Annotated in this window: 23 protein-coding genes; 11 read left to right on the forward strand and 12 right to left on the reverse strand. The window is 48.8% G+C overall.

The features are described from left to right. Positions 1-147 precede the first annotated feature (147 nt). The 4 genes from ACX1DY_RS04645 to ACX1DY_RS04660 all read right to left on the reverse strand — a co-directional run bounded on the left by ACX1DY_RS04645 (position 148) and on the right by ACX1DY_RS04660 (position 3,477). Positions 148-1,449 carry a TerD family protein gene (locus tag ACX1DY_RS04645; protein ID WP_458963028.1) on the reverse strand — a complete coding sequence of 434 codons (1,302 nt, stop codon included), beginning with the start codon at positions 1,447-1,449 and terminating at the stop codon, positions 148-150. A gap of 52 nt (positions 1,450-1,501) precedes the next feature. Further along, on the reverse strand, positions 1,502-2,068 hold the full coding sequence (locus tag ACX1DY_RS04650) for a hypothetical protein (RefSeq protein ID WP_458963029.1): 567 nt from the start codon (positions 2,066-2,068) through the stop codon (positions 1,502-1,504). A gap of 156 nt (positions 2,069-2,224) precedes the next feature. Next, positions 2,225-2,590, reverse strand: a complete 366-nt coding sequence (locus ACX1DY_RS04655) for a VOC family protein (protein ID WP_458963030.1) — start codon at positions 2,588-2,590, stop codon at positions 2,225-2,227. A gap of 14 nt (positions 2,591-2,604) precedes the next feature. Beyond that, complete coding sequence (locus tag ACX1DY_RS04660) at positions 2,605-3,477, reverse strand: LysR family transcriptional regulator (RefSeq protein WP_458963031.1); 873 nt, start codon at positions 3,475-3,477, stop codon at positions 2,605-2,607. Positions 3,478-3,589: 112 nt separating this feature from the next. Between ACX1DY_RS04660 and ACX1DY_RS04665 the strand changes: the two genes are divergently transcribed. Both ACX1DY_RS04665 and ACX1DY_RS04670 read left to right on the forward strand, forming a co-directional pair. Continuing rightward, positions 3,590-4,015, forward strand: coding sequence for a tautomerase family protein (locus tag ACX1DY_RS04665; RefSeq protein ID WP_458963032.1), 426 nt, complete (start codon positions 3,590-3,592; stop codon positions 4,013-4,015). Continuing rightward, on the forward strand, positions 4,002-4,331 hold the full coding sequence (locus ACX1DY_RS04670; RefSeq protein ID WP_458963033.1) for a carboxymuconolactone decarboxylase family protein: 330 nt from the start codon (positions 4,002-4,004) through the stop codon (positions 4,329-4,331). The genes ACX1DY_RS04665 and ACX1DY_RS04670 overlap by 14 nt, the downstream gene beginning before the upstream one ends. A 57-nt stretch (positions 4,332-4,388) precedes the next feature. Here the strand turns inward: ACX1DY_RS04670 and ACX1DY_RS04675 are convergent, their stop codons facing one another. Further along, positions 4,389-5,276, reverse strand: coding sequence for a fructose bisphosphate aldolase (locus ACX1DY_RS04675; RefSeq protein WP_458963034.1), 888 nt, complete (start codon positions 5,274-5,276; stop codon positions 4,389-4,391). Between the two features lie 247 nt (positions 5,277-5,523). Here ACX1DY_RS04675 and ACX1DY_RS04680 point away from each other — a divergent pair, with 247 nt between their 5' ends. The 3 genes from ACX1DY_RS04680 (at position 5,524) to ACX1DY_RS04690 (ending at position 9,860) form a co-directional block, all read left to right on the forward strand. Then, positions 5,524-7,599: a serine hydrolase gene (locus ACX1DY_RS04680; RefSeq protein ID WP_458963035.1), complete on the forward strand. Its 2,076-nt coding sequence runs from the start codon at positions 5,524-5,526 to the stop codon at positions 7,597-7,599. 160 nt (positions 7,600-7,759) lie between these two features. After that, a complete protein-coding gene (locus tag ACX1DY_RS04685) occupies positions 7,760-8,344 on the forward strand; it encodes an RNA polymerase sigma factor (protein ID WP_458963036.1) in 585 nt (194 codons plus the stop codon). Next, positions 8,310-9,860 carry a DUF4179 domain-containing protein gene (locus tag ACX1DY_RS04690; protein WP_458963037.1) on the forward strand — a complete coding sequence of 517 codons (1,551 nt, stop codon included), beginning with the start codon at positions 8,310-8,312 and terminating at the stop codon, positions 9,858-9,860. Before ACX1DY_RS04685 ends, ACX1DY_RS04690 begins: the two co-directional genes overlap by 35 nt. Positions 9,861-9,950: 90 nt before the next feature. Here the strand turns inward: ACX1DY_RS04690 and ACX1DY_RS04695 are convergent, their stop codons facing one another. Continuing rightward, entirely contained in the window at positions 9,951-10,841 is an 891-nt protein-coding gene (locus ACX1DY_RS04695; protein WP_458963038.1) for a GyrI-like domain-containing protein, read from the reverse strand. 172 nt (positions 10,842-11,013) lie between these two features. Here ACX1DY_RS04695 and ACX1DY_RS04700 point away from each other — a divergent pair, with 172 nt between their 5' ends. Both ACX1DY_RS04700 and uvrA read left to right on the forward strand, forming a co-directional pair. After that, positions 11,014-11,928, forward strand: coding sequence for a nucleotidyltransferase (locus ACX1DY_RS04700; RefSeq protein ID WP_458963039.1), 915 nt, complete (start codon positions 11,014-11,016; stop codon positions 11,926-11,928). 28 nt (positions 11,929-11,956) lie between these two features. Next, positions 11,957-14,824, forward strand: coding sequence for an excinuclease ABC subunit UvrA (gene uvrA / locus ACX1DY_RS04705; RefSeq protein ID WP_458963040.1), 2,868 nt, complete (start codon positions 11,957-11,959; stop codon positions 14,822-14,824). A 1,193-nt stretch (positions 14,825-16,017) separates the two neighbouring features. Here the strand turns inward: uvrA and ACX1DY_RS04710 are convergent. The 3 genes from ACX1DY_RS04710 to ACX1DY_RS04720 all read right to left on the reverse strand — a co-directional run bounded on the left by ACX1DY_RS04710 (position 16,018) and on the right by ACX1DY_RS04720 (position 18,223). Beyond that, positions 16,018-16,482, reverse strand: coding sequence for a hypothetical protein (locus ACX1DY_RS04710; RefSeq protein ID WP_458963041.1), 465 nt, complete (start codon positions 16,480-16,482; stop codon positions 16,018-16,020). Between the two features lie 236 nt (positions 16,483-16,718). After that, positions 16,719-17,498: an ABC transporter ATP-binding protein gene (locus ACX1DY_RS04715; protein ID WP_458963042.1), complete on the reverse strand. Its 780-nt coding sequence runs from the start codon at positions 17,496-17,498 to the stop codon at positions 16,719-16,721. Between the two features lie 38 nt (positions 17,499-17,536). Continuing rightward, positions 17,537-18,223, reverse strand: a complete 687-nt coding sequence (locus tag ACX1DY_RS04720; protein ID WP_458963043.1) for a FadR/GntR family transcriptional regulator — start codon at positions 18,221-18,223, stop codon at positions 17,537-17,539. Between the two features lie 1,146 nt (positions 18,224-19,369). On the opposite strand from ACX1DY_RS04720, the gene ACX1DY_RS04725 reads away from it, so the two are divergent. Then, complete coding sequence (locus tag ACX1DY_RS04725) at positions 19,370-19,738, forward strand: DUF4180 domain-containing protein (protein WP_458963044.1); 369 nt, start codon at positions 19,370-19,372, stop codon at positions 19,736-19,738. Positions 19,739-20,119: 381 nt separating this feature from the next. Here the strand turns inward: ACX1DY_RS04725 and ACX1DY_RS04730 are convergent, their stop codons facing one another. Beyond that, a complete protein-coding gene (locus ACX1DY_RS04730; RefSeq protein ID WP_458963045.1) occupies positions 20,120-20,683 on the reverse strand; it encodes a FlxA-like family protein in 564 nt (187 codons plus the stop codon). Between the two features lie 194 nt (positions 20,684-20,877). Between ACX1DY_RS04730 and pyk the strand changes: the two genes are divergently transcribed. Then, a complete protein-coding gene (gene pyk, locus ACX1DY_RS04735) occupies positions 20,878-21,996 on the forward strand; it encodes a pyruvate kinase (protein ID WP_458963046.1) in 1,119 nt (372 codons plus the stop codon). A 15-nt stretch (positions 21,997-22,011) separates the two neighbouring features. Here pyk and ACX1DY_RS04740 read toward each other — a convergent pair whose 3' ends face one another. Both ACX1DY_RS04740 and ACX1DY_RS04745 read right to left on the reverse strand, forming a co-directional pair. Then, positions 22,012-22,779, reverse strand: coding sequence for an ABC transporter ATP-binding protein (locus ACX1DY_RS04740; protein WP_458963047.1), 768 nt, complete (start codon positions 22,777-22,779; stop codon positions 22,012-22,014). After that, positions 22,779-23,885, reverse strand: a complete 1,107-nt coding sequence (locus ACX1DY_RS04745) for a FecCD family ABC transporter permease (protein WP_458963048.1) — start codon at positions 23,883-23,885, stop codon at positions 22,779-22,781. The genes ACX1DY_RS04740 and ACX1DY_RS04745 overlap by 1 nt, the downstream gene beginning before the upstream one ends. A gap of 198 nt (positions 23,886-24,083) precedes the next feature. Here ACX1DY_RS04745 and ACX1DY_RS04750 point away from each other — a divergent pair, with 198 nt between their 5' ends. Both ACX1DY_RS04750 and ACX1DY_RS04755 read left to right on the forward strand, forming a co-directional pair. Beyond that, positions 24,084-25,154, forward strand: coding sequence for an ABC transporter substrate-binding protein (locus ACX1DY_RS04750; protein WP_458963049.1), 1,071 nt, complete (start codon positions 24,084-24,086; stop codon positions 25,152-25,154). A gap of 675 nt (positions 25,155-25,829) precedes the next feature. Further along, entirely contained in the window at positions 25,830-26,885 is a 1,056-nt protein-coding gene (locus tag ACX1DY_RS04755) for an Atu2307/SP_0267 family LLM class monooxygenase (RefSeq protein ID WP_458963050.1), read from the forward strand. Positions 26,886-26,904: the final 19 nt, after the last annotated feature.

Consider the following 26,904-nt stretch of genomic DNA (forward strand, 5'->3'; position numbering starts at 1 on the left):
GCGCTCTCAAAATGACTCGCCTATACGGGTGCTTGCAAGGCAGTTGCTGCCAGTACAACTACCTTTAAGTATATTTCCAGACATTGGATGTTACAATGGCAAGTTTGATTTATAACCAAACTTGCCCGAGTAGTGTGCTGCGTTTGTTTATTTGCTGCCGGCTTCCCATCTTAGATTCCAGTTATAATACTGATCCAATTCCTGGTGCCCGCTGAAATATTCTACGAGTCTCTCTACGCTGAGTGTCTCATCATTCTGATTACGAATCATGGCGATGGCACACATACCCTTATTGTTGTTATGCTCATCCAGCCGGACCTCGATCTCCGGTCCACCCTGCTGTTTGATGGTTACAACAGCGTCAGCCTCCGACCAGTTCGTGATTCCCTCATAGATGAAAGCAAAGATAACAATTCTGCTGATTTCGGAAAGATAATGGCCATTAATCCGCAGATTCTCGCCCGTGGCTATGGAGCCGGTGCGGTCATCCCCGTCAAGGGAGATGTAAGGCGGCCTATTCAAGCTTCCGAAGGATTCGCCGAGTGCTTGGACAGAGCCCTTAATGCCATTTTTTAATTCAAACAGACAACCAAGATCAAGGTCGACGCCTTTACTTCCGAACCAGCCCGATGATTTTTTTTGATACCAGTTGAGGTTGATCCGTATCTCGCCCAGGGAATCAGTCCCTTTCTGGAGTTTGATCATCTCCCCGTGTTTCTTAAGCAAGATGGTATTGAGATTTAGAGGAGGGGCTGGAGGTGATGCTGGTGAAGAGGGGGGCAAATTGTCCGTCTTAGGCCGTGACCGCAGCTCTGGGAGAGGAAAGGGTGACTGCTTCGATTGAATTACTGGGTTAGCGGGTTGAACTGACGGCAGTATGTCAGCAACCTTTATTCCATAACTTTCGCATAAGGCGGCTAAGCCTCCAGCATATCCGGAACCCACAGCGCTGAATTTCCATTCATTATTGTATCTATAGATTTCTCCGGCGACAACGGCGGTCTCTACAGAAAAAGCCTTACCTAGCCTGTAGCGGATAAGCTCCGTTCCATCAGCGGCGTTGATAATCCGTAAATACGCATCGTCCAGCAGCGAGAAGTTCTGCTGCCGCTTTTCAGCCTCATAAATCGTTAGCGCAAATGCAATCCGTTCGTAGTCTGCAGGAATTTGCCGGAGCTCGACAGCGATTTGTGTGTTGTCGGTTAACCCCGCGTAGGCTCTTTTATCGGATAGCACAGCTACGGATTGATTCGCAGTAGAAGGGTTGCCGTAAAAAATAAGGTCCTCATCTTTAGCGACAGTCTGGGCTGGCGTAAGCAAAAAAGCAGAAAAATCAACCTCAATCTCAGATCTGGTATTATGCCAGCCCATACCTACTATAATACGGGTAAGATGAGGCTCGTCCTTCGTTAAATTGCATTTTTGTCCCTTAATTAGATCAATTGTCATTAGAATCAGCCTTTCAAAAGATTAGTAGAGCTGGAGCAATACCTGGAGCAGGTTACCATCTGCCGCGTCTTCCGGCGTCGAGATTCGGACCGTTCAGACCGGATAGCTTATCCAAGGTTTGTTCGTAAATACGTACAATATCCTGCACCTTTTGGAACTCCGGATCCGAGGGACCCAGATTGTCCATGAACATACGCTGCAGGATTTCCTTATAAAACGAAATGCGGCTTCCGATAAGCCCACACTCGTAGTCAATGACCTCTTCAACCGTGTGCTGCTGGACAAATTCCATCAAGTCATCGGCCGGGTTATCGTGTGACTCCCGCTCATTGCGTGCGGCAATCGGAGTGTTAACATTATCGAGGTCAACGGTAGAACGTATATTGGATAAGATAATACCTTCTTTCGCCAGCATTACCTGAAAAGGCTTGTGCTTGAACAACTCTTGTACGACAAGAGCGCACATCGTCTGATCCCTCAGCAGCATGCCATCAAAAGGGTGAAGAACCCATCCGCTGTCATCCCGATACAGGTTGAACGTGAAGTATTCACCTCCATATTCATATTTCAGATTGATAGCAGTCTCTGAAGTAAGCTCATATTGAAATGCATCCATCATTCTACTTGCGCCTCCTGCTTATTCATCTTTGTGATTTTTATTAGCATAGCAGAATATGGGGAATCTTGGGAGAGAAGATTTTTTGAAGAAAGGAAATAGACCGCATCCTTCGTGGTCGAGGGCGGTCTATTTCTTTTTAAGGTGATTCACGCTGGCCTAGCTGTGCTCCGCTAACTGCACCTCGAAGCCGTCCGGGTCCAGTACATAAAAGTATCGCAGGCGGGGATTCGGCGTGATGGGTCCGCGCGCTATCAGGATCCCCTGGCTTGTCAAAGTCTCTATGGCCTCATCCAGCGATTCCACCTCGAAACCAACAGAAACGCCGCATTCCGGCTTCAGGATCTGACCGCTTCCCTGAATAAGCTCAATCTTGGGCTGCCTCTCCGTGCCTAACATGGCAATCTGTCTGCCTCTGCTCTCAAATCTCCGGTGAATTGGAAGCCCCAGAATCCTGTGATAAAAATCAAGGGAAGCCTCCAGATCGCGCACTCTGAGCGTAATCCAATTCAGGTTTACTTTCATGATTTTAAACTCCTTTATTGTATAGTTGCCTCTCGTATATGCTGCATTAGAAGCTTCCGGGAAGATGACATGTATTCGAAGTTACGCAATTGCAAGAGACCGACAGGGATGGTGGAGCCTGTTAATTCAACAGGTATTCTGACCACCTCCGGTGGTAAGGGTGTGGAATTCAGAACGGCTCCTACCGAAGGGATGCGCTGGACGAACCCCGGAATGGAAGAGATTTGGCTTACGGTATAGAGATGAGGTGTTTCAGTGTAACGGGCAAACTGCTTGGCAATATGCAAATAATATAAGCAGGTATTTCCGCCTACGAACATTGGGTAATTTAAAAGCTTTTCAAAAGTTATTCCGCCGCAAGCTGCCAAGGGATGAGTGTCTGCAACGACAAATGAAATCGTCTCCTCGTACAACGGTTCAAAGTGAAAAGGGGAGGGTTCGGCAGGTTCTCCGCATATTGCAAAATCCAATTGTTGCTTAAGCAGCAGTTGGGACAGGGAGTCTGTGTTTCCGATCGTAAAGTGACAGGTGACATTGGGCTTTTGCTCCCGAAATCGCATCAATGCATTGGGCAATACATCATCCGTCAATAATTCCAGGCTTCCAATGTTCAGCATGCCAATTTCCTCTTGCTGCAGAGCTTTGGCTTGTTCAGAAACGTAGCTCCAGTGCCGGATAAGATTGTCGATTTCTGCGGCAAAAATACGCCCGGAGGCGGTCAGCTCTGCATCCCATCCCCGCTTAAATAGCTGGATACCCAGTTCTTTTTCAAACCGCTGAATTTGATTAGTAATGGTTGACTGTGCGTAGTTCAATTTAGCGGCTGCCCGGGTAAAGTTGCCTTCTTGAATAATAGTCTGAAATGTGGTCAGTTCCTTTAAATCCATTGTTAGTGGCATCTCCATCTATAAAATCGAATTTTATAATCATTTTATTCAATTATACAGATTGACTGGGGAGAAGTACAATTAGAACATCAACTGAAGGAGTGATAGAATCATGCCATTTGTCAGAGTAAGTTATATGAAAAATAAATACGATGCCGGGCAGCTACCCGTCATTAGCCGTTCAATTATGAGCGCTCTAATAGAGTATTTTCATGTGCCGGAAGAAGATTTTTTTCAAGTCTTCCATGCCCACACCGCAAGTGAATTTTTTTATAGTCCCAATTACTTAAATATTAGTCGAACGGATCAATTGCTCTATATTCAAATCACGCTCAAATCGGGAAGAACCACTGAACAGAAGCAAGGCTTTTATAGAAAGGTAGCTGAAGAGTTATCAAATACGCTTGGAGTTAGAAAGGAAGATGTTTTTGTTGTGCTGGTGGATACAGAATTCGCGGATTGGAGCTTTGGTAACGGCATGGCTCAAATGATTGAACAAACGGCTAATGTGGAGGTGGGGCAGATTGAAGCACCGTGAAATTGCATCACACGCCCGCCAAGCTTTTGGAGATATCGCCCCTGCGTTTGTCCGTTACACAGAGGAGGTATTGTTCGGGGATGTGTGGAGGAGAGAGAACCTTTCGCTTCGTGAACGCAGCTTGATTACAATATCCGCGCTTGTCGCCGGTGGACTTGCAGACCAATTGCCCTTTCACATCCGATTGGCCCAAGAAAATGGCCTGACAGAGCAAGAACTGACAGAGGTGATGACCCACCTCGCATTTTATGCGGGTTGGCCCCGTACCGCTTCTGCGCTGCAGGTTGCCAAGGATGTGTTTCTGGAGAATCCTTAAGAGAAAAGAACAACCCTCGGACTTAAAAAAGCCCGGGGGTCGTTCGGTAATCTTCCCTTAGGTAATGGAAGCTTCGTAGATATTTTGGGTGGATTGTGCGAGCATGGCGTTGAATTCATCGTCTGTTTGCTGGTCGCTGAGCCCCTGTGATAAGGCGCGGGAGAAGCTGGCGATTAGCCCGTGGTTATGTGCCAGCTTGGCATTGGCTTCCGCTTGGGTATAGCCGCCTGACAAAGCTACGACCCGTACCACATGCGGATCTTTGATCAGGTCGCTGTAGAAATTGTCTTCTGTCGGTATGGACAGCTTAAGCATGACCTTTACGTCTTTGCCGAGGGCGGATAATTGCGCGGTAAGCTCATTTTTTAAAAGCTGCTCCGATTGTGCCTTATCCGCGCTGTGGATATCAACCTCCGGTTCAATGATCGGGACCAGACCATAACCGGCAATTTGCTTGGCGATGGCGAACTGCTGCTCGGCGACCTGTCTGATGCCCGCAGGGTCCGCTTTCTTAATCAGCGAGCGCATCTTCGTCCCAAAGATATGCTTCTGGACCGCCCGTTCCAGCAGATCATCCAGACCGGGGATGGGCTTCATGAGCTGAACCCCGTTTTCGGGGTCGGCCAGCCCCTGATCGACTTTTAAAAAAGGGACAATACCCTTCTGTTCCCAAAGGTAATCGGCGGTTAATTGGCCGTCAATGGAGCGATCCATCGTGTTCTCAAAAAGAATGGCGCCCAAAATGTACCTGGAATCAAACGCAGGACTCTTAATAATACGCGTTCTCATCTCATGCACCAGCTCAAACATCTCTTCCTCATTGGTATAGCGGTCTTCCTGAATGCCATATTGCAGCAGAGCTTTTGGAGTGCTTCCACCGCTTTGATCCAAAGCCGCAATGAAGCCTCTTCCCGTGTGAATCCGATCCAATTGTTTCGTATTCATGGTCATTTCTCCCTTCCCTTCCGTGAAAAAATGGCAGCTTGATTCTGTTATTATAGCAAATTCGTACGCAAGCATACATTTACAGCACATTTTCATCTGAGCGTGACAACAATGTCACATTACACTCCTGCTTGTCATCTGAATCAAACGACAGTACTGGCTATGGAGCCATACAATTAGTTTGGTGGACCGGCCTGTTCGTTCAGAATAGGTTAGCCCTAAATTTGAGAGTGGGAGAGGATTGTACTTGAACAAGAAGAGGCGTAACCGCCGCATGTGCGGCATTCTAACCGCTGTGCTGCTGACGACATTTGCCGGAGAAGCAGGTGCGGCTGCCCGGCAGCCTGAACCGGCCACGCCGGTCTCTGTCCAGCAGCATGCCATACCCGGCAGTAACGCCTTGGAAGCTTATACGAGCGGACCGCGGGATGCCAAGGAGGTGGAGAAGTTTTTCGATGCGTTTTTTGCTCAGGCTGCGATTAAAGGGAAGGCCGGGGCCGCTGCGGTGTCCGTCGTACAGGACAGCAAAATGCTTTTATCCAAAAGCTATGGTAGTACGACCCCAGCCTCGAAGCGGGCGGAGGACGGAGTGAAGGATATCTTTCGGATCGGCTCCGTCTCCAAAGTATTCACGGCTGCCGCTATTATGCAGCTTGTTGATCAGGGGAAGCTTTCCCTTCAGGACAATATTGAAAAGTATCTGGACGGCTACAAAGTAACCAATCCCTTCAATGAGCCTGTAACAATCGAGAATCTGTTAACGCACACGACCGGATTTGAAGTGCGCGAACCTTCGGATGCCAGCTATTTGATGGACCCCTCCCGGCAGCCGATCACGTTAAAACAAAGCATCTTCGAGGTGTTCCCTCCGGTGATCCGCAAGCCGGGAACGGCCTATATGTACGACAATTTCGCTTCGCGGCTGCAAGGGTATATTGTCCAGCAGGTAAGCGGAGAATCCTTCGGGAGCTATATACAAAAGCATCTCTTTGGTCCGCTGGGTATGAAGTCAACCAGCTTTAGCATGACAAAGGATTTGACCCGGCGGCTTGTACCTTCATACGACCCGTCGGGCAGTGCGATTCCGGTATACGGATTTTCGCCAAGCGAATGGCCGGAGGGCAGCATGATCTCGACAGCCTCCGATATGGCGCTTTTTATGAAAGCTTTTCTAAATGGGGGGCGGGCGGCTGACGGTACGGTGATCCTGTCTCCTGCGTCGGTAAAGGCGATGTCGGCTTATAAGATGGCCATTCATCCCGATTTTCCGGATACGACTTACGGCTTTGAAGCGCCTGTGCTTCCGTCCAAAACGAACGGTGAGCATGTGATTTCCAAAGGCGGCGACATTCAGGGCTATAGTTCGCTACTATGGCTGCTGCCTGACCGGAAAACGGGTGTCTTCGTTACCTACAATACGAATCAGGATTTGCGCAACGACCTGTTTACAGCATTTATGGACCATTATTATGCGGGCGGCAAACCGGCTTACGAAACGAAGGGATACAAGGCGCAGTCCGCAGACAAACTCGCCAAATTCGAAGGGCTGTACTCCGATTTACGGATCAAATTACTGACCAGGGTCGAAGTGGCCGGTGATGGTGCACTGAAGGTGAGCGATGCTTTCGGCAGCCATCAGCTTCAGCAGATCGACGATCTGTTATTCATGGATAAGGAGGGTAATCCGCTTGCATTTGGGGCGGATGCCACCGGCAGCATCACTTATATGAAATACACTAATCTATACAGCTATGCGGCGAAAATACCGGAGGATCTGCCGGTTTTCCCGGACGTTGGTGTTGATCATCCGTACGCGAGTTATATTCTCAGCCTGAAGTCACTCGGTTATTTGACAGAGGATCTGTCGCAGCCGTTTCAGCCGCTGCAAACCGTTACCCGTGGAGCGTTCATCCATGCATTCAACGCGATCTGGAGTATTCCAGCATCCTCTAACCCGTCCGTATTCAAGGACACTGAACATACTCAGTATCGAAAAGATATCCAGGCTGCGATAGAGTCCGGCTTGCTGGAGGGTACGGGGAACGGCTTGTTTGAACCGGACCGCCCGATTCTCCGCGAGGAAGCCGCCGCTATCTGTTACCGCCTGCTGACTGCAACGGGGATTCGGCAGCCGGATGCTACAGCGGCGCTGGCGCCGGGTACGTCGAAATGGGCGGCCGATGCTGTCAGTTCTGCAGTGGCGTGGAAGCTGCATGGGCCTGAGGTTACCGAAGCGGACGGCAAGTTCGATTACGGCTCTCAGCGGGCATTGAACAAGCAGGAGCTGGCTGCGCTCTTGTTCACTATGCTGCTTCCGCAGTAAGGTTGTCCGTTATGTATAAAAAGAGAAGATTTATCCGGGGCGATTATTCGCCCCCTTTTTCTGTGGATGCGTTTCTTCGCCAGATTTTTTCTTAGAAAAGTGAGAAGGTTCAGTGCTCTAGCGCGTCTTATATATAAATAATTCATGATGGAGGCGTTCAATGAAGGAGCAAGACAACGATGAAGCCATCATTGCCGAGGTACTGGCGGGCAACCGTGAAGCCTTTGCGGAGCTGGTAGATAAATATAAGTCACGCATATACGGTCTGCTGCTCGGAATGGGTGCGAACCCCCAGGATGCGCAGGATCTGACACAGGAAACGTTCATCACAGCATACCAAAAGCTTCGCGGCCACAATAGCCAGTCCAGCTTTGCCGCTTGGCTGCATGCGATTGCAATCAACCGGTTAAAGTCACTAAAGAGAAAGAAGAGTTTCGGCTTCTCAAGCAGTCCCCTTTATCCGGTTATAGATGGCAGCGCCACCCCTGAAGAACAGTATATGCGCAAAGAGTCTGAACTGGAAATGCACAGCAGGCTAGCGAAGCTGCCAGAGCGGTACCGTATTGTTTTGCTGTTGTTCTATAACAACGAATTAACCTATGAAGAAATATCCAATATTACGGGCATGCCTATGCACCAGGTTAAAAACCGTCTCCATCGTGCCCGCCTTAAGCTAAGAAAGCAATGGTCGAAACCTAAGGAGGCTTCCAATGAAAAAATGGGCTTATACCAATTCAGAGGATAATGGCGGGTACGGCGTATGGCCGAACGGCTTGGATATCACAGGAGGGCAGCGTTTAAACGATAATTTCACAGAGCTTGTAATGGAACAAATCCGCAGTGTGGAGATGCTGCCTGCTTCCAATGTGAAACAGGGAAATCTATCAGGACTAGCCAGAAGAAGACGAACAAGAAGGGGACTGCAATGGGGAAGTGCGTTCGTAGCCACCATCTGTGCGATGACAGCTGTACTTTTTCTGCTGGATCCATCTGCCCCTCAGCCTGTTCTATCTAGCAGTACTTCACAAAGGCTGCACATTCTGCCTAATGAGTGGGCGGATTATCACCTGCTGAATGCCAAGAAGCTAGGGGTCATACAGCAGCCGAATATTGAAGTCACTGACGGAGGATACACCGTAACTCTGCAAGAGGTTGTAGCCGATCCGAACCGCTTGATGCTGAACATCCGAATTACCGATAAGAACGGACAACCTGCCGATGAAGCTATGTCGATGTTTGACACCGATCAGCTGCAGCTTAGAAATGCTGACGGGCGTGAAGTTGGAAAGCTGCGAGTAGTTGATAGCATGGAAACCATGCTGGGTAAAGACAAGTTCAGGCAGGAGTATCTGCTGCTGACTTATATTTTCCCGGATGAGCAGCCTGGAGATACATTATTTATTCAAGGGAATATTCACAATCTGGTGACCCATCACAAGGACAATCAAAGTGTTCAAGGAGACTGGAGCTTCAGCTATAAAGCTGACTTACAGACAGCCAACAAGCACACAACTATCACTGATCTGGGTAAATCCTATTCCAGTCCTGATGGGATGGAAATCGAGATGGAACAACTGGTGCAAACACCTGCCGGAATCAAACTTACGTTCAGCACCTCGCTCAAGGATACTGCAATAGCCCGAACTCCAGCGGACCTACTGAATAATCAGGGAGTCATGTTTCATTTCGAATCCGCAACCGGGGACATGCTTACTGCAATCAGAGGGGAAAATGACGGGGTCTACACTTTGGATACCACAGACTCTTCCGGCAAGTTTCACTGGACTTACTATTTCTATGAGCTTCCTGTTGCAAGCAAGGATGTCCGCTTCGTATTAGACGGCTATAATGTTCCTGTACGATCGAATGATTCCTTCACCTTCCGGCCACAGGATCTGAAGAAGACACCATCCGTGTTCAAAGCCCATGGGGATACAATGTACGTGAACAGCATGAAAATCAACCAAACCACCCAGCATCCGGGCCTTTCCGGTTGGATGGCAATCAGTGGTACTTTCAGCAACAAGTTTGCACTAGATAAATGGATTGCCGAAGACGATCAAGGTACAAAGTATGATGTCACCCGCTGGGGTTCCTATAATCATGGCGAAACTGTTACTTTTGGTCAAACCGGCTATCAAACCAATCTAATCTATCTGATTGCGAAAGGCATGACAGCACTGCCCAAGGAACTGACACTTACCCGTACAATCACAGATATGAAATACACCAATGTAGACTGGAGTTTCGAGCTGCCTTAAATGGATAGGCTTGTGTTCAGGCAATATGAAAGACCCCAAAAACCATGACAGATGGCTTTTGGGGCTTTTTTTGTGAAGCCTGGAATGGTATCACACCCGCGAAATCGGATAATACAAATTGCATTCGCAGTAGTGCTTATTGCATTTGGCGTAATTGATGAGCTCGAAGCTGAACTTGTCCTCCAGCTCGAATTGCACGGTGGGCATCCACGTTTCGAAGATGATCTCCCAGATGGCGCTTAAGGTTCGGGAGCTGATTTCTTCCGGGCGATGGGGACCCATGTAGGTGAATACACCGTATTTGTGGGGAGCAATCTGCTTTACCGTCATATCAGGCGGAACGATGCTACTCTGATTTACTTGTACGGAGGGTTGATACCAGGTATAGCCCTGAAACGGGTCAGGAACAGTGGTGAGCCCGATGTAGGTATCTTTATTGACCGGATTGATAATTCTTGGACGGCTATGATAAAAGAAATCGACGCCAAGCCGGTTCGAGGTCTGATTTGCCATGTTGTCATTAACATCTACCCGGTGCTCCAGGCCGGCAAGCGAAAAGGAGGGTAGTATGCTGGTGGAATGAAAATAGACAAGCCCTTCCCCGGCGCGGTGCAGAAAATCTGCATTGAACCGGTCCATGATCTGCAGCGGAGTGGGACTTCGCCGCCATTTGGCCGGGCTGATGTTGAATTCTTCCTTAAAAACTCTGGTGTAGGTGCGTTCGCAGCCGAAGGAGTACTTGGACGAGATAAATTCAATACTGCTCGGCTCATGCATCAAATCCCCCAGAGAGCAGGCAATCCGCCTTCTGCGGACATATTCCATCAGTCCGGTGGACGTGGCTCCTTTCCAGATGCGCAGCAGATGGAATTTGGAGATGTTCACCTGCGCCGAGATGTTATCCAGACTTAGCTCCTCCAGCAAATGGCTCTCGATATATTCTGTGGTTTGGTTAATCGTTTCCAGGAGATGAAGATCCATGTTGGCTCCTTTTAAGGACGGCAAAGCCGTTTCTGCTTGTAAGATGAACTTCATGTTTTATAACACAGCAATTTTTGTCCGGTTCCTATAGCAGCAGTGTAGTATGATTTTACCATAACGGGGGGATGGGAACGATTACTTTATGAAGAAGGCAGGGTGAGAGTAAGAGATTATGGACAATGTTGCACAGGCAGAACTGAAAGCACGCTATATAGCAGCGCAGGAGAGCTTTATCGGGAAGGTCAAGGGCGATCCGAATGTGATTGCCATTATTGTCAGCGGGAGTCTCGCATATGATGTGGTCTGGGAGAAAAGCGATATTGATATGACCATGATTGTCCGCGACCAGCCCCTTGTCACTAAGTCCTATTGCATTGATGAGGACGGCATTCTTATCAATGTGTACCTTATGGTCCGCAGTGAATTCAAGAGAGGCATGGAACGGGCAATAGGAGGGTCCTTCTCCCAATCCTACTTCTCCAAGGGGAAGATGGTCTATTCCACAGATGAGACCCTGATCGAATATTTTGAAGACCTGAAGCGGGTTGGCAGTGATGATATCGCAGTTTCTGCACTCCATATTGCCGGAACGATTGTTCACCTTCGCGACAAAACCCAGAAGTGGCTGACCGTGAGAAAGGACCCGCTGTACGCCCAGTATTATCTGCTTAAGGCTGCGGAGTCGGTTGCTCATATGGAGCTGTGCATCCACGGTGAAGCGATATCCAGAGAGGCGATCCAAAGAGCGGTGGTTCTAAATCCTGAGGCGATTGCTCCATTTTATCAGGAGGCCATGTCTCATCATATGAGCGTGGAGGAAATAGAGAGCGGCATAGAGCGGCTGGACAAGGTGCTGGAACAGCATCTCCCCATCTTTTCCAAGCCGGTGATTGAATTTATGAGCGATCAGGAAATCAAGACCGTTACGCTGATCAATAAGTATTTTCAAGTGAGCAGCGATGCGCTGTTTGGCGTTATGGACTATTTAGTGGATAAAGGGGTCATAGAAAAGGTAACCCAGACCATCCGGATTACGCCCAAAAGCAAGCGTGCCGTTGAGGAAGTAGGCTATTTGTATATTCCGTAAATAAAAGATGCAGAAAGGAGCCTTATTCATGTCAGTAAGAACAACCATCGAGATATCCGGGGCCAAGCAAAATAATCTGAAGAACATTTCTGTGGAAATTCCGCGGGACAAACTGACGGTGATTACGGGAGTGTCTGGCTCGGGAAAGTCCTCGCTCGCTTTTGACGTGATTTACGGGGAGGGCCAGCGGCGGTTTCTGGACTCCATCTCCACCTTCGCCAAGAGCCGGATCAGCCAGCTTAAAAAAGCAAAGGTAGACTATGTGCGCGGCTTGTCCCCGGTAATCGCCATCGAACAGAAAAAAAGCAATAACAATCCCCGCTCAACTGTTGGAACGGTTACGGATATCAACGATTATTTGCGTCTGCTCTACTCCACCGCAGGTGTCGGCAAATGCCCGGAATGCGGCCATTCCTTGAAGCAGCTCTCTGCGGCCCAGATTGCCGAGCGGATCTCCTCATTGCCATTCGGTACAGTGGTAGAGCTGCGCGCTCCCGTCTATAAAGTGTTCGGAGAGGATTACAACTATACCTTTCAGCAGCTTCGGGAAAAAGGGTATAAGAATCTGCTCGTAGACGGTGAAGCTTTTTCATTGGCTGAGAAGCGAGAGCTGGACGAAACCAGGGACTACCACATTGAGATGATCATTGACCGCTTTCATTTGAAGAAGGATACCTACATTCAACTGACCAAATCCATAGAAGCGGCGATGCTGGCTCTGGAAGAGGATATTATGATTAAGGTAGAGGTTCCGGGAGGCGTGAACCGTTCCTTTTATCAGGACTTCGGGTGCCCGGAGCATCATTTCTTCCTCTGCGACATGCAGCCCTTTCATTTCTCCTTCAACTCGCCTGTAAGCGCCTGCCATACCTGCCTCGGGGTGGGGATGTCTTATGTGGTGGAACCACGCTTCCTGGTGGTAGCGCCGGAGAAGAGCATCAATAAGGGGGCGCTCAAGAATACAGTCTTCAACCCGGCGGGGAAGGATAGCTACCGCTCCGTGCTGATGTACAGCTTGTCCCAGAAGTATAATTTCAGCCTGGACACTCCTTTTTGCGATCTTCCGAAGACGGTGCATGACATTCTGTTCTATGGGACCAAAGGTGAGGTTGTCCCTATGCTCCAGCCGGCCAACTCTACGAAGAGGAATTGGCTTATCGGACGGGACCGGCCGTTCTGGGGCTTCGTCAATGAGATGGAGAGCTGGTATAAGCACTACATACGGAAGAGTTCGACTACTGAAGCCTTCGAGCCGAATTTTATCAAGGAGTGTATGATTGAGAGAATCTGCCCTGAATGTCATGGAGCCAGGCTCAAGCAGCAGCGGCTTCAGGTAAATCTTGGAGAAGAGAATATAGATCAGCTAAGCCGCAAACAACTGCCGGAGCTGCTTCATTCGCTGGAAGCGTTGACGTTCGATGAAGAGATTCAGGACGTGGCCTCCTCCATCATTCAAGAGATCAAGACCAGAGTGTCTCTGCTCATCGACATCGGGCTGCACTATATCAGCCTTAGCCGGAGAAGCGACAGTATCTCTGGCGGAGAGATGCAGCGGATCAAAATGTCGACCCAGATCAGCAGCGAGCTGATGGGGATGCTGTACGTCATGGATGAGCCGAGTATTGGCCTTCATCCTAGGGATTCCAGCCGGGTCATTGATACGATGAAGAAGCTGCGGGATATAGGCAATACCGTAATCGTGGTTGAGCATGACATGGATACGATACAGAGCGCGGATTATATCATCGAAATTGGTCCGGGTCCGGGGATTCATGGCGGCAATGTTGTAGCGAGCGGCGGACTGGAAGATATTATGCACGAGCCGCAGTCGGTAACAGGTCGATATCTGTCGGGGCAAGCCTGTATTCCTGTTCCTGAGAAGCGTCGGAGCTTGGGGGATGACTTTTTAAGCATTCAAGGTGCAAGGGAGAACAATCTGAAGAATGTGGATCTGGATATTCCGCTGGGGCTATTCATCTGTGTGACCGGGGTATCCGGTTCCGGGAAAAGCTCGCTAATCAACGAAATCCTGTACAAGCAATTGAAGATTGATAAGACTTCCGCCCGGATTGTTGCGGGGGAGCATGATTTTCTGTTTGGTTCGGACCTGCTGAACAATGTTATCAATATCGACCAGACGCCAATCGGCAGGAACAGCAAATCCAATCCGGCAACCTATATTGGCATGTACGATAAAATCCGGGATCTGTTCGCCATGCAGCCGGAGGCCATCGACCGGGGATACCAGCCTATTGATTTCAGCCTGACCCATGCGGGCGGCACCCGCTGTGAGCAATGCGCGGGAGACGGAATTATCGTGACCAACCTGCAGTTTATGGCGGATATCGAAACCATTTGTCCGGTATGCAAAGGACTGCGGTTCTCGGAAGAAGGTCTTGAAATCAAAGTTAAGGGCAAAAGCATCGCCGATGTGCTGGAGATGACGGTCGAAGAAGCCCGCGATTTCTTCCGTGAGCACAAGTACCTCAAGCATAAGCTGGACATTATGGATGAACTGGGGCTTGGCTATATGCGGCTAGGACAAAGCTCGACCACCTTGTCAGGCGGGGAGGCACAGCGTGTCAAGCTAGCCCATGAGCTGTCCAAGATCAAGCGGGGAGCCCATAATCTGTACATCCTTGATGAGCCAACCACAGGGCTGCATCTGTCGGATATCCAAAAGCTGCTGCTGTCTCTGGGCAAGCTGGTGGATAAGGGGCATACCGTAATCGTTGTCGAGCATCATCTGGATGTCATGAAATCCGCCGATTATATTATTGACATGGGCCCGGAAGGCGGCCATGAGGGCGGTTACGTGGTTGCCGAGGGCACACCGGAGCAGGTTGCCCAAGTGGAGGCCTCCCATACAGGGAAGTTTCTGCGCACTGTTCTGTAAAGCGGGGAAGAAGTATAGATGATGGAACAAACGGCGCTAATTCCTGCTGGGGAAGTCGAATTAAGGTAGGCTTTCCCGGCATTCGGGACTTGCATTTTTTTGACGAGTGGGTTGAATTATTCTATAATGTTGCGAAACAGAAAATGGGGGATAAGCTGCTATGGGGAGAAGAAATCCTAAAGTCGAGGTTAAATTGGATTCAGGTGATATTCGCAGCTTGTCAGATCTTGAAGCACGAGCTGCAATCATCTCCTGTCTATGGTTATTATCATGATTTGAAGATAGAAGATATCATGCACCGAGTAGACTGGATGATACGTAAAGGGTATCTGGAAGTTGAGTACAGCGACAGGCTGCCCATGATTGTTTTTTCGGATAAAGGGTGGGCAATTGAACGTGAGACATATCCCATACCCCGAAACAAAAGCTACTGCTCTTATTCGATTATGGCGATGAATGGCATTTTATCGTGCAGTATCTGGGGATACAGAAGTGAAGTCGGGCCAGAAATTACCCTTGATTATAGAGACTAAAGGGGAGGCACCCAATCAATATGGCGGCTTTGAAGAAGAGGATGAATTTGAGGAATAAAGGGCGAAGATAGGTACATTGTTGAGGATTATGTCAGAAGAATGACAGGCAGATAAGCTTTTAGAGGAGAAAAGGAGGAGTTATGAACTGGTCAGTAAAAAGCTCTACACCTCTAAGAAGCCAGCGAGTCCTCGTCAACATTGGACGGTGCCTGCTTGGATTTAATTATTTTCGTTATGGATAAGTGCGGATTTTGCACAAACAGGCGAAAAATAGACTTTTGTAAATAAGCGGCAACGGTGGCTTCGGAGACTACGGCATGGGAAGGCGTACACAGATAGCGGAAAAACAGCCCCGATAACCTGCTTCATTTCCCGAAACGTGAACTCGATCTTGAAGCGATAGCCGTATAAGCGAATGATGTCTGTGGTAGGTAGCGTGAGATCCGTACTGACCAGAATGGAGTAGCGGCCTTGATGAATCACCAGCATAAAACGCAATTCCTGATACCAGCCTTGTCCCCAAAGTAGATCCACAGCTAGATATTGGCCCCTCTCTTCTTTGCCGTATAGGAGAACGTTGGCGGTTAGAAAATCGGTAACGCGAGTCGTGAACGGCTCCTTTAGCTTAACCGCCTTGCCTTTTTTAGGTGGTGGCTTTCGTCACCAGATGCATCCGGGCTTCGGAGCCCGAATGGCACGCCGCAGCCGCTGCAAGGCAGGAACGGACAAAAAGTAGCGATCCAAGAGCAGCAGTGCTTGGCTGAAGCCTTTCGCGGCCTCGAACCCTTGTTCAATCATCTGAACGACATGGGAAGGCGACTCCGATTCATAATCTGTTTTCTTCCAGCTCAGGATGGTTTGGATGCCGTCTTGCAGATTCATGAACAAGGGCAAACAGAACCATTTCCGGGAATCGCTGATCAGAATGCCGATGGCCCCAAACAGATGGCCGAAAATATACTCGCCTTTGGAGACGTTCTCGTATTCCTGATGGAGCTTCTTGACCCCCGGCATCCGGCGACCTTCCTTGGCCTGTTTCATCCCGTCACCGACGAGAACCACGCGATTCTGAATCACCAGCAGGGGAGCTGACTGGCGGACGACCTGAAGCCACATCTGCCGCAAAGAGGGCAGGGATCATGCGATGAACGGAAGAGGTGAAGGAGCGTTTCATAGCAACGGCTGCATAGCGATAGATCCCGAATGACCGAAGTCACGCCTAAATGGTCGGAGCGCAGCATAAAGCCGACAACGATAACGACAAACCACTCGAAGGTGGCCATTGCCTGATTGGGTTATTTTTCTATGTTGCGATTTTTCGACAAGAGCTTTTGACTGTCCAGTATTCAATAAGTTAATTATTACTCATCGGTAAGTGTAAGCCACTTACGGTTATGATGTTCCTGTACTTCAACAGGGGTATCGAAGAAATCGCTTAACACATCGGAACGTAAGCAGTTTACTGTCTCGTCCCCTTTGTAGATTTCACCGTTTTTCACCAACAGCGTATGCGTGAAGCAAGGCGTTATCTCTTCGATATGATGCGTTACATACAGCAAGGTCGGTCCGCCGGGCTGCTGCGTAATCTTCTCGATCATCTGCAGCAACTGTTCCCGGGCAAAGATATCAAGTCCTGTACATGGCTCATCCAGGATCAGCAGGTCCGGATTGGCCATTAGCGCGCGCGCAATGATGATTTTTTGGCGCTGTCCTTGCGACAAGGTATCGTATGTACGAGCTGCCAAGGGAGAGCAGCCAAGGAATTCCATCAACTCCTCGGCTTGTTTCAAATCCTCCTCATTCGTCTTGTCATACAGACCGATGGTTGCGAATTTCCCGCTGAGGACAATTTTCAGCGCAGTCTGATGGCCGTACAGCTTCTGCTGTAGCGAAGTGCTGACCCAGCCGATTCGTTTGCGTAGCTCCCGCAGATCGACATCGCCGAAGCGGTGGTCCAGCACTTCGACTTGCCCCATCGTCGGCCAAATATAACCATTCACGACGTTCAGCATCGTCGTCTTGCCTGATCCGTTCAGACCGACGATACACCAGTGCTGTCCTTGCTCCACTTCCCAGTTCATATCGCGCAGAACCATCGTCTTATCCCTTTGCCAGGATATATTTTGGAGTGATATGATCATGCCCAATTCCCCTTCCTTATTACAGTCTACTTTTAAATTTAAAGCTCGGAAAGTGTGCTATTTAGAATTTTCAGAGTCCAATATACTGCCTGATCGGAATCACCCTTTTTAATAGATTCATACACTTGTTCATGGTAGTAGGATCGGGGATCATGGGAACTATAGCTGCGGTTCAATTTATTCATAGCCTCTGATAGAACATGAGAAAATGTTCGATATAAGTCAATGATCACCGAATTTTTACTGGCAATTGCTACGGCCATGTGGAATTCAATATCTGTTCTGGCATAGAGCTCACGGTCATTCTGCTCCAGTGCCATCTTCCGTGTATCTAAATGCTCTCGCATGTTGGATAGATCTGTGTTATCACGCCGCAGAGCGGCCAATCTTGAAATTTCTATTTCGATCATTTTCCGGGCTTCGAAGACCTCAATCAACTCTGCACGGTGTAAACGATGGGTAAGTGGCTCTTGAATCATGGGGCTGGATTTTAAATACGTTCCAAATCCCTGCTTTTTCTCGAGCAGTCCGGCATGAACCAGCACACGAATGGCTTCCCGGATTGTTGAACGGCCTACATTGAACAGATTCATTAATTCAGGTTCGGGAGGCAATTTGTCTCCAGGCAGAATAAGCCCTGTTGAAATTTTGTGTTGAATTTGATTCACAATATCGTCTACCAGCTTAACGGGTTGAACTGGTCGAAACGACCCCTCTTCAAACATCTGATCATCTCCTCTTTGTGCAGAATACCATGATATTCTTTACTTAACAAGTAAGATTTTGTAATTCCTCTTCATGAAGAAAAACACCACAATGACGGGTGATTAAGAGGGAGCTTATCGATTGCACATTTCCTCAGTTGGAGCTTACCGGGCTCTTCATGACTGATCAGCTTGTGAGTAGGACTGAGATTCCGCTATTGGGGTAAAACTGGCGAAATGGCGGGGCATTCGGACTGAAAATCTGTTATCCTCCTCATTTGAGCTTAAAATAAGGTATTTCAGGACGCTTAACGGAATCTCAGTCCACTTCAGCAAGATAGCCCGTTTAGGAGCATCCATATTCCGGATTGCCACTGCGGACAGCGATAAATAATCAAAAAATCCGTGGTCAGCTGCCGGATGGGCTCATTCATCTGTGTATATTTGGACTTGCTGCTCTCTATACAAGCCGCTTCCAGGCAAGGCTCTGGCTGTTTATTCGTAATGATTCCCGTAGCCTTGCTTAAGGGAATGATCGTAAATAAAGCGGCCTTTGCTAATTTGCTGGCATCAAATACCGGATAAACCTCACTCTGGCGCATAATTAAACTGCTGGGCTATGCTTGACTCCAGTTGGGAATGCATTGTGAATCCATGCTCCCGGGAGACACCGTCTACTCCGAGGAACATTTTAAGAACATTGACCTGCTTCGACTTCGTTTACAATCAGGAATTGAACCTTGCTGAGATGGGCATGTTCAAATCCGACAACACTTCGAAGTCATATCCCGTCACCGACGAGGACCACGCGATCCTGAATGACCAGCAGAGGCGCAGACCGGCGAACGACCTGAAGTCAAATCCGCCTCAAAGATTGCAAAGACTAGGCGGGTGAACGAAAGAAGTGAATCAGCGTCTCATAGCAGCGAGCATTAAGCGAGAGATCTCGAATGACAGAAGTCAAACCGAGAAGGTCAGAACGCAGCATGAAGCCGATGACGCGTACGATAAACCAGTCGAAAGTAGCTTGTCTGGAAAAGCACGAACGGAAGGGAAGTAAGAGGTCATTCAGATATTTGAGCATAGGTATGGTCAATCGCTCGGAAATGAGGTACACTTTTGGTCGTAACCCATTCAGCGATGTTATCCTTTTTGGAGTGAGAACCTATGAATATAACTAAAGTTGAAAAAGATGGCGTAAATATCGCAGTTGTCAGCGGCAGCGGGACAGTGATTGAAGATGTTCAGTCCGCACTTGATCTTATGTCCACCGTACGGTATGAAGCTGACTGCGAGCGGATCGTGATACACAAATCTTTGGTGAGCGAACAATTTTTCGATTTGAAAACACGCCTGGCTGGCGAAATTCTGCAGAAGTTCATCAACTATCACGTGAAGGCCGCTATTGTTGGTGATTTCTCTGTGTATTCCAGTAAGAGCTTGCGGGACTTCATTTATGAGTGCAACAATGGGAACGATATTTTTTTCCTGAGGACGGAAGAAGAAGCGATTGAAAAGTTGAAGCTGTGCAGGTAGAAGATGGAAGACTGATGTTGATCCCTGCCTGCGAGGAGGAGTTGTGCGTAAGGCAGGACAAAAGCTGGCGAATGCGTGGGGATTGTATAATATGCTCGATAATGTGTGGCCAGGCCGCTGGGCGCTAATTTTCCTCATTCTGTTCCCCGTTTTCGGCCAGGCCATGACGGCAAAATTTCAGTCTTTACAAAGTTTGATACTCATCTACTATACTAATATTGAAAGCTTCGTACCTGGTTCCTGCTGACTTGTCTCGCCGGTTTTTGTATAAATTACAGCTTTTTCACTGGTGCTGGATTTTTCCTCTGGCATGTCTGAATGCCCTGGAACTTTGTTTATGTCTACTTCGCCATCCTCTTTAATGTTTTCCTCTTGCTTATTTTAAACCTCTTTCACTTCATTCTCCTGCTTTTGATAATCAGAGATTGCCTCATTTGTCTCGTTCGCTTTTGTAAATATTGCTTTAGTAATGCTATTTACTTTTGCTTGTAACTTGGTTTTTTCTTCTTCGCTGCTTGCCGTTCTCAATCTACCCTCTAACTCTGTTTTAATTTTACCCATCCCTGCCATCTGATCTTTTGCGGAAGAAAAAGAAATAATGTACCCCATCTCCTGTGTATCCATTCCAGTTTTGCTAGCTTCAGATTCATCATTTCCGCTATTATCTTCAACATTTGCCTTTTCCCGCTTTTCTTGTTGCATTTCTAGTTTTCTTTGCTCCATCTGTTTACTTAAGTCTTGAAGCTGTTGCTGCAATTCCTTCTGTTTGTCCAGCTTCTCTGCCGCAGACATTTCCTTATTGTTTGAGAGGTTTTGCAGTTGATTCTGCAAGTTTTCAATTTGACCTTGAATAGATTTCAATTGACTGTCCTGATTCGTGCCGTATGTACTTAACGTCTGATTATAACTGGCAGATTTGGTCGCTGTACTATTTGTGATTTGCATGACAAAGTCCTCCTTTGGCATACTTTTCCATATAGAATATCGGTTAATTTCAGAGAAAATTTAATTCTTTTGGAAATATTGTGTATTTCATTTTTTGATCAACAAAGTCATTATGGGGAAGTGAATACATACTACTGTGGCGGCAGTGGAAATAATATGATGTGACCGCAAATCGAGTATGGGAGTGATTATTTTTGGGCGTTGATTTGATCTGTACAATCGGTCCGGCCAGTTCTTCTCCGGAAGTACTTAAGGAATTATTGCTTGGCGGCATGACGATTGCCCGGCTTAATATGTCACACAGCAGCCACGAAGAACATAAAGAAGTGATCAATGCTTTGAGAGCCGCTTCAGCCGAATCAGGGAAATCTGTAAAGATCATAGGCGACTTGCAGGGACCAAAGATCCGCTTAAAAAGTGTGCAGGGGGACGCGGTTCAATTAGAAGTCGGCCAGCCGTTTATCTTTGACCAGTCCGACGAGCCGGGAGGCCGGGAGCGGGCGGCGCTCGATAACGCCAGTGTGCTGGATGATATTCAAATAGGAGATACAGTACTGATTAATGATGGAGAAGTCAAGCTTGAGGTGACAGATAAAAAGCCGGGAAGCATCGCAACGCGCGTCACTGTAGGCGGAACGATCGGCAGCCGGAAGGGCGTCAATGTTCCGGGAACGAGACTTCGCTTACCGGCAATTACAGCCAAAGACAAGCAGGACCTTCAATTCCTGCTGGAGCAGCAGGTTGATTGGATTGCATGTTCTTTTATCCGCGAGGAGGCTCATCTGGAGGAGATTCGGGAGTATATCGCTTCTCTGGGGAAATATAAGCAGCCGGGCCTCATTTCCAAGATTGAAACCGTTCATGCCGTTCTTAACTTCGCTTCAATAATGAAGGCTTCAGACGGAATCATGGTTGCCCGGGGAGATCTTGGTGTGGAGCTGCCTTTTGAGCAAATCCCGTTCATTCAAAAAGCGCTTCTCCGCGAGTGCAGCCGTTCGAAGACCTATGCCATTACTGCTACGCATATGCTCCAATCCATGACCGATCATCCCGTACCGACCCGTGCCGAGGTGACGGATATCGCCCAAGCCGTACTGGATGGTTCAGATGCCGTGATGCTGTCGGCCGAAAGCTCAGTCGGTAAATTCCCGGTGCAAAGCACGAAAGTCATGGACACTGTAGCCAAATTTGCGGAGAAAATGAGCTTAGAGGTGAAAAGCGGGGAGGATAGCCGTGATTTTACATTGGAGATGATATACGGCCAGCCTCCCTTTGACAAGCTGCGTAAGAATATTAGCTCTGCGGGAAAATAACAAGAAACGGGAAAACTACCTCGTTTCCAAATAAGCAATGGCGAGCGCCCCGGTCACGGGGTTGCGGTAAGTCTCACAGGCCACATCGAATACCTGGCCAATCAATTCCTTCGTCAAGATATCCTCTGGTTTTCCGCTGGCTGCGACCTGACCTTCCTTCATGACATAGAGATAATCGCAGTATTCTGCGGCTAGGGCAAGGTCATGGAGCGCAGCGAGAATGCCGATGTCCAGCTTTTTAACAATATTCAGGATTTGCAGCTGGTATTTAATGTCCAAATGATTGGTAGGCTCATCCAGAATCATGAATTCCGGCTGCTGCGCCAGCACGCGGGCCAGGATGACACGCTGCTTCTCTCCACCGGATAATGAATTATAGCTGCGGTCTGCATAACCTTCCAGGTTAACCTTGCGGAGTGCGCCGGAGACGATGCTGTAATCCTCCCGGTTATCAGTCTCCAGCATTCCCTTGTGCGGGGTTCGGCCCATCGCGACCATTTCACGGACGGTGAAGTCAAAGCTCAGCTCGTTGAATTGGCCGACTACGCCCAGCTTTTGCGCCACAGCTTTGGGGCTTGATTTCATGACATCCAATTCTGATAAGAAAACATCGCCCTGACGCGGCTTGATTACTTTATAGATACTTTTTAGAAGCGTGGATTTGCCGCAGCCGTTCGGTCCAATGAGGCCGACAAACTGCTTGTTGTGAACTTTCAGAGATACATCCTTTACAATATTGGCATTAGAAAAAGAAACGGACAGACGGTCAACATTTAAATTCATCAGGATTTGCCTCCAAACGCATAGCCTTTTTTGATCAGCATGTACATGAACATCGGTGCGCCAATCAAGGCGGTAATAATCCCAATCGGAAGCTCCACATTCGGCACAATCGTCCGGGCGATAACATCCGTCCAGATCAGGAAGATGGCACCGAACAGAATGGACGCCGGGAGCAGCCTGCGGTGATCAGATCCGACAAACCCTCTCACCATATGGGGGATAATCAGTCCCACGAATCCGATCATGCCGCAGCTTGCCACCATTACCCCGGTAATCAGCGCAGTAAGAATCATGTAGGCCTTGCGGTATACACTCAGATTAATTCCCAGCGTGACAGCAGCCTCATCTCCGAGCAGCATCGTGTTCAGTACCCGGGATTGCAGCAGGAAAAAGATAACAGCAAGCAGGACAGCTACCCCAATCAGCGGCAGCTTATCCCAGCTCGAAGCGGCCAGGCTGCCCATCGTCCAGAAGGTAACCGTCTTGATGCCTTCAGCATTGTTCGCGAAATAGACGATGAAATTGGCAAAGGCTGTACATAATGCATTAATGACCATACCGGCCAGAACCAGCTTGACGGAGGTCATTTTGCCGCCTGCACTTGCAAGGAGCAAGACGAGAAGCGAAGCGCCGACCGCACCGGCAAATGCCCAGAAGGCAATCCCCGTTTGACCCAATAGCCCCATAGAACCGAAGCCGATTAAGATCGCAAACGTTGCTCCAAGAGAAGCGCCGGAAGAGATACCAAGTATGTATGGATCGGCCAGTGGATTCTGAACAGCGGCCTGCATGATGGTTCCGCATAACGTAAGGCCGGCACCGATGAACATCGCCATCAGGACGCGGGGGAAGCGGATTTTCCAGATAATATCAACATAAGAACCGGAAGTCAGCTCCTGAACATCTCCGATTTGGATGCCTGTAATGTGATGGAGCAGAATCCGGTAGGATTGGGATACGGGAATGTCAACCTGCCCGAAGGAGACTGCTGCGCCAACCGACAGGATTGTAACGATCAGCAGGACAAGGATGACCGTCATGAAGCCGTAACGGGTATGAATAATGGATTTCTTTGGTTCGGATTGCTCTAATAGATCAGTTTGCATGGCATTCAAAAGGCTCCTTAATGATTATGTTTAATTTAAAATATAATTCACAATGAGAACGATTGTCAATGATAATAGTTCTCATTGACAGATGGTCCGACTTTCTATATTCTACGAGAAGTATCTCATGCTAGGCAGCGGCTTGATGCCTGCCGGACAGGATACACACTTGTATTTATAGCAAAGGGGACTAGAATCATGAAAAATGTATTCAAGAGATATGCGCCGCTGCTCGCGGTTTTGGTAATGGCGGTTATGATAGCGGCTTGTTCTTCGAAGACACAGAATCAGAATGAAGCGGCAAGCTCGGCAGCGCCTGAGAGCAGCAGCAACACCAGCACAGAGACGGCGGCTCCAAGCAACAAGACAGTATACCCGCTCACCACCCAGAACTACACGAAGAAAGGTGAAGGAACGGAATGGACGGCCAAATCCCAGACCTTCGACAAGGCTCCTGAAAAAGTTGTAGCCAATACCCAGGGCGCCGCTGAGCTGCTGATTAAGCTGGGCTTGACCGACAAAATGGTGGGAGTTGCCGCACTCTACGGCAATGGTGATCCCTCTGTTCAGGAGGAATTTAAGAAAATTCCTGTAATCTCCAAGGAGTATGCAAGTAAAGAGCTGGTTGTTGGGGCAAGTCCGGATCTGGTCCTGGGACGCGGTGATCTGTATGCGGATGCCGACTGGGGCGTTGGAACTGTAGATGGACTGAATGAGCTTGGCATTAAGACATTCGTACAGAACACCAGCGTTAAGGGAGCGACCCTTGACAGCTTGTACAAGGATATTGAGCAGCTTGGTCAAATCTTTGATGTTCAGGACAAAGCAGCCGCCTATACCGAGGAATTGAAGAGCCGTGCACAGAAGCTGAAGGATGATTCTGCCGCCAGAGGCGAGAAGACCTTTGCGTATGTTTCCGATGGCGGAAATGGGGAAATCAAGGTGTACAGCGGGAATATCGACACTTTTGCCGGAGATGTGCTTGGCCTGCTTGGACTCAAAAACAGCTTCGGTACGGTTACAGGCGATATCAGCAAAGAGCAGCTGATCGCGACCAACCCGGATGTTCTGCTGCTCTCGGTGTATACCGGAGGAGTGGACCCGGAGCAGACGCTGAAGGCATTCTACGCCGATCCGTCACTTCAAAGCCTGAAAGCCATCAAGAACAAGGCGATTTATAAAATCGACTTCAACCAGTTCTGGGGCTACAGCTACTCTATCTTCGACGGGGCTGAGAAGCTCGCATCCGAACTCGTTGCTAAGCCATAAATAGAGCTGCTATTCGCTCACTTTACTAGAAGCGGATTGGGCCGTCACTAGAGTGACGGTTCGATCTGCTTTTTGTGGTTTGGGGAATTATAACTTTCTTTCGTCGTAGATAAGGTAGGCATCGTCCGAAATACGATAGTGTTCAGAAACAACGGCAAAAATGCTGTTGTTGAAGCGCCCCGGCGGGAACCGGGCGGAACAACGGCAAAAATGCTGTTGTTGAAGCGCCCCCAGCGGGAACCGGGCGGAACAACGGCAGAAATGCCGTTGTTAGAGCGCCCTCGGGGGAAACCAGGCGGAACAACGGCAAAAGTGCCGTTGTTGGAGCTGAGAGTTGGGGGTGGGTTGGAGCCCCCGGAGGTCTGTTAGTTCCTGCCTGGATAGATTGAATTTAGAAATACCAAAAAGGAAAAGTGACGGAGGGGAAGTTTGGAACTGTAGGAGCGGTAGCGTCCGTCTTTATGATTGAATTTCTACCGCGCGCAGCGGGTTACAATCAGGAAATTCAATCATAACAACGGCCGGAAGTCCAAACATTCCCCGCAGTCACGGCCTGCCCCTTTTTAGAAAATCCTAAGCTCAATCTATTATCTTAATTTTAATTTTGAATATTAAGCACTAAAGATATAAACTATAGTGGCTAACGATTTGATAAGAGCTTGGGGGAACAGAAGAGTGGAACTTGGAATAAGCACCTTTGTTGAGACAACACCTGACGTTGAAACAGGAGAGACGATGAGCCACGCGGAGCGGATGCGTGAAGTGGTAGAGGAAATTATACTTGCCGATGAGGTAGGCTTGGATGTATACGGGGTGGGGGAGCATCACCGTCCGGATTTTGCCGCTTCATCGCCGGCGGTTGTGATGGCTGCGGCTGCGTCCCGGACAACGAGAATCCGGTTGACAAGTGCCGTTATGATCCTGTCGTCAGCCGATCCGGTGCGGGTGTTTCAGGATTTTGCTACATTGGATGGCCTTTCGAATGGCCGGGCCGAGATTATGGTCGGCCGTGGTTCGTTCACAGAGTCTTTTCCGTTATTCGGATGCGATCTGAAAGATTACGAAGAATTATTCGAAGAGAAGCTGGATTTGCTGCTTAAGCTCCAGGAGTCCGAGTGGGTAACCTGGGAAGGCAAACACCGGCCTGCTATACATAATCTGGGGATCTATCCGCGTCCGGTGCAGCAGCCTTTGCCGGTGTGGATCGCCAGTGCGGGGAGTCCTGAGTCTGCGGTCCGCGCAGGGGCGCTTGGTCTGCCTTTTGCGCTGGCGATGATCGGAGCGGTGCGTCCGCTGGAATTTGCGTCACAGGTGCAGCTCTATAAAGAAGCTGCGGCCAAGGCGGGCCATGACAGCTCACGGCTGCCGATTGCAGCGCATGCTCATGGCTTTATTGCTGAGAGCACGCCAAAGGCTACCCAGCAGTTTTTCCCATCCACTTATGCCAGAACAAATGTGAGAGCGGTGGAGAAGGGATTGCCTGCCTATCACCGGTCGGATTATGATGCCGCCTGCAGCTTTGACGGAGCTTTGTATGTAGGCGATCCAGAGACGGTTGCGGACAAAATCATCCATCTGCGCAAGCATGTGGGGATTACAAGATTCCTGCTCCATGTGCCCCATGGTACAATGCCGCATGCCCAGGTGATGGAGGCCATCAGGCTGCTCGGCACAGAAGTGGCGCCCCGCGTGCGTGCGGAAGTTGAGCGTTGGGAGCAAGACAACCTGTAGGCATAGTTAATATAACAAG

The organism is Paenibacillus sp. BAC0078 (assembly GCF_054483875.1).

Bases quoted from the DNA above. Each gene is read 5' to 3' on its own strand.
- ACX1DY_RS04700 (WP_458963039.1), top strand. From the start codon at position 11,014: ATGGACAATGTTGCACAGGCAGAACTGAAAGCACGCTATATAGCAGCG.
- ACX1DY_RS04745 (WP_458963048.1), bottom strand. From the start codon at position 23,885: ATGCAAACTGATCTATTAGAGCAATCCGAACCAAAGAAATCCATTATT.
- ACX1DY_RS04645 (WP_458963028.1), bottom strand. From the start codon at position 1,449: ATGACAATTGATCTAATTAAGGGACAAAAATGCAATTTAACGAAGGAC.
- ACX1DY_RS04725 (WP_458963044.1), top strand. From the start codon at position 19,370: ATGAATATAACTAAAGTTGAAAAAGATGGCGTAAATATCGCAGTTGTC.
- ACX1DY_RS04675 (WP_458963034.1), bottom strand. From the start codon at position 5,276: ATGAATACGAAACAATTGGATCGGATTCACACGGGAAGAGGCTTCATT.
- ACX1DY_RS04685 (WP_458963036.1), top strand. From the start codon at position 7,760: ATGAAGGAGCAAGACAACGATGAAGCCATCATTGCCGAGGTACTGGCG.
- ACX1DY_RS04660 (WP_458963031.1), bottom strand. From the start codon at position 3,477: ATGGATTTAAAGGAACTGACCACATTTCAGACTATTATTCAAGAAGGC.
- uvrA (WP_458963040.1), top strand. From the start codon at position 11,957: ATGTCAGTAAGAACAACCATCGAGATATCCGGGGCCAAGCAAAATAAT.
- ACX1DY_RS04750 (WP_458963049.1), top strand. From the start codon at position 24,084: ATGAAAAATGTATTCAAGAGATATGCGCCGCTGCTCGCGGTTTTGGTA.
- ACX1DY_RS04740 (WP_458963047.1), bottom strand. From the start codon at position 22,779: ATGAATTTAAATGTTGACCGTCTGTCCGTTTCTTTTTCTAATGCCAAT.
- ACX1DY_RS04730 (WP_458963045.1), bottom strand. From the start codon at position 20,683: ATGCAAATCACAAATAGTACAGCGACCAAATCTGCCAGTTATAATCAG.
- ACX1DY_RS04655 (WP_458963030.1), bottom strand. From the start codon at position 2,590: ATGAAAGTAAACCTGAATTGGATTACGCTCAGAGTGCGCGATCTGGAG.
- ACX1DY_RS04720 (WP_458963043.1), bottom strand. From the start codon at position 18,223: ATGTTTGAAGAGGGGTCGTTTCGACCAGTTCAACCCGTTAAGCTGGTA.
- ACX1DY_RS04695 (WP_458963038.1), bottom strand. From the start codon at position 10,841: ATGGATCTTCATCTCCTGGAAACGATTAACCAAACCACAGAATATATC.
- ACX1DY_RS04650 (WP_458963029.1), bottom strand. From the start codon at position 2,068: ATGATGGATGCATTTCAATATGAGCTTACTTCAGAGACTGCTATCAAT.
- ACX1DY_RS04665 (WP_458963032.1), top strand. From the start codon at position 3,590: ATGCCATTTGTCAGAGTAAGTTATATGAAAAATAAATACGATGCCGGG.
- ACX1DY_RS04690 (WP_458963037.1), top strand. From the start codon at position 8,310: ATGAAAAAATGGGCTTATACCAATTCAGAGGATAATGGCGGGTACGGC.
- ACX1DY_RS04715 (WP_458963042.1), bottom strand. From the start codon at position 17,498: ATGATCATATCACTCCAAAATATATCCTGGCAAAGGGATAAGACGATG.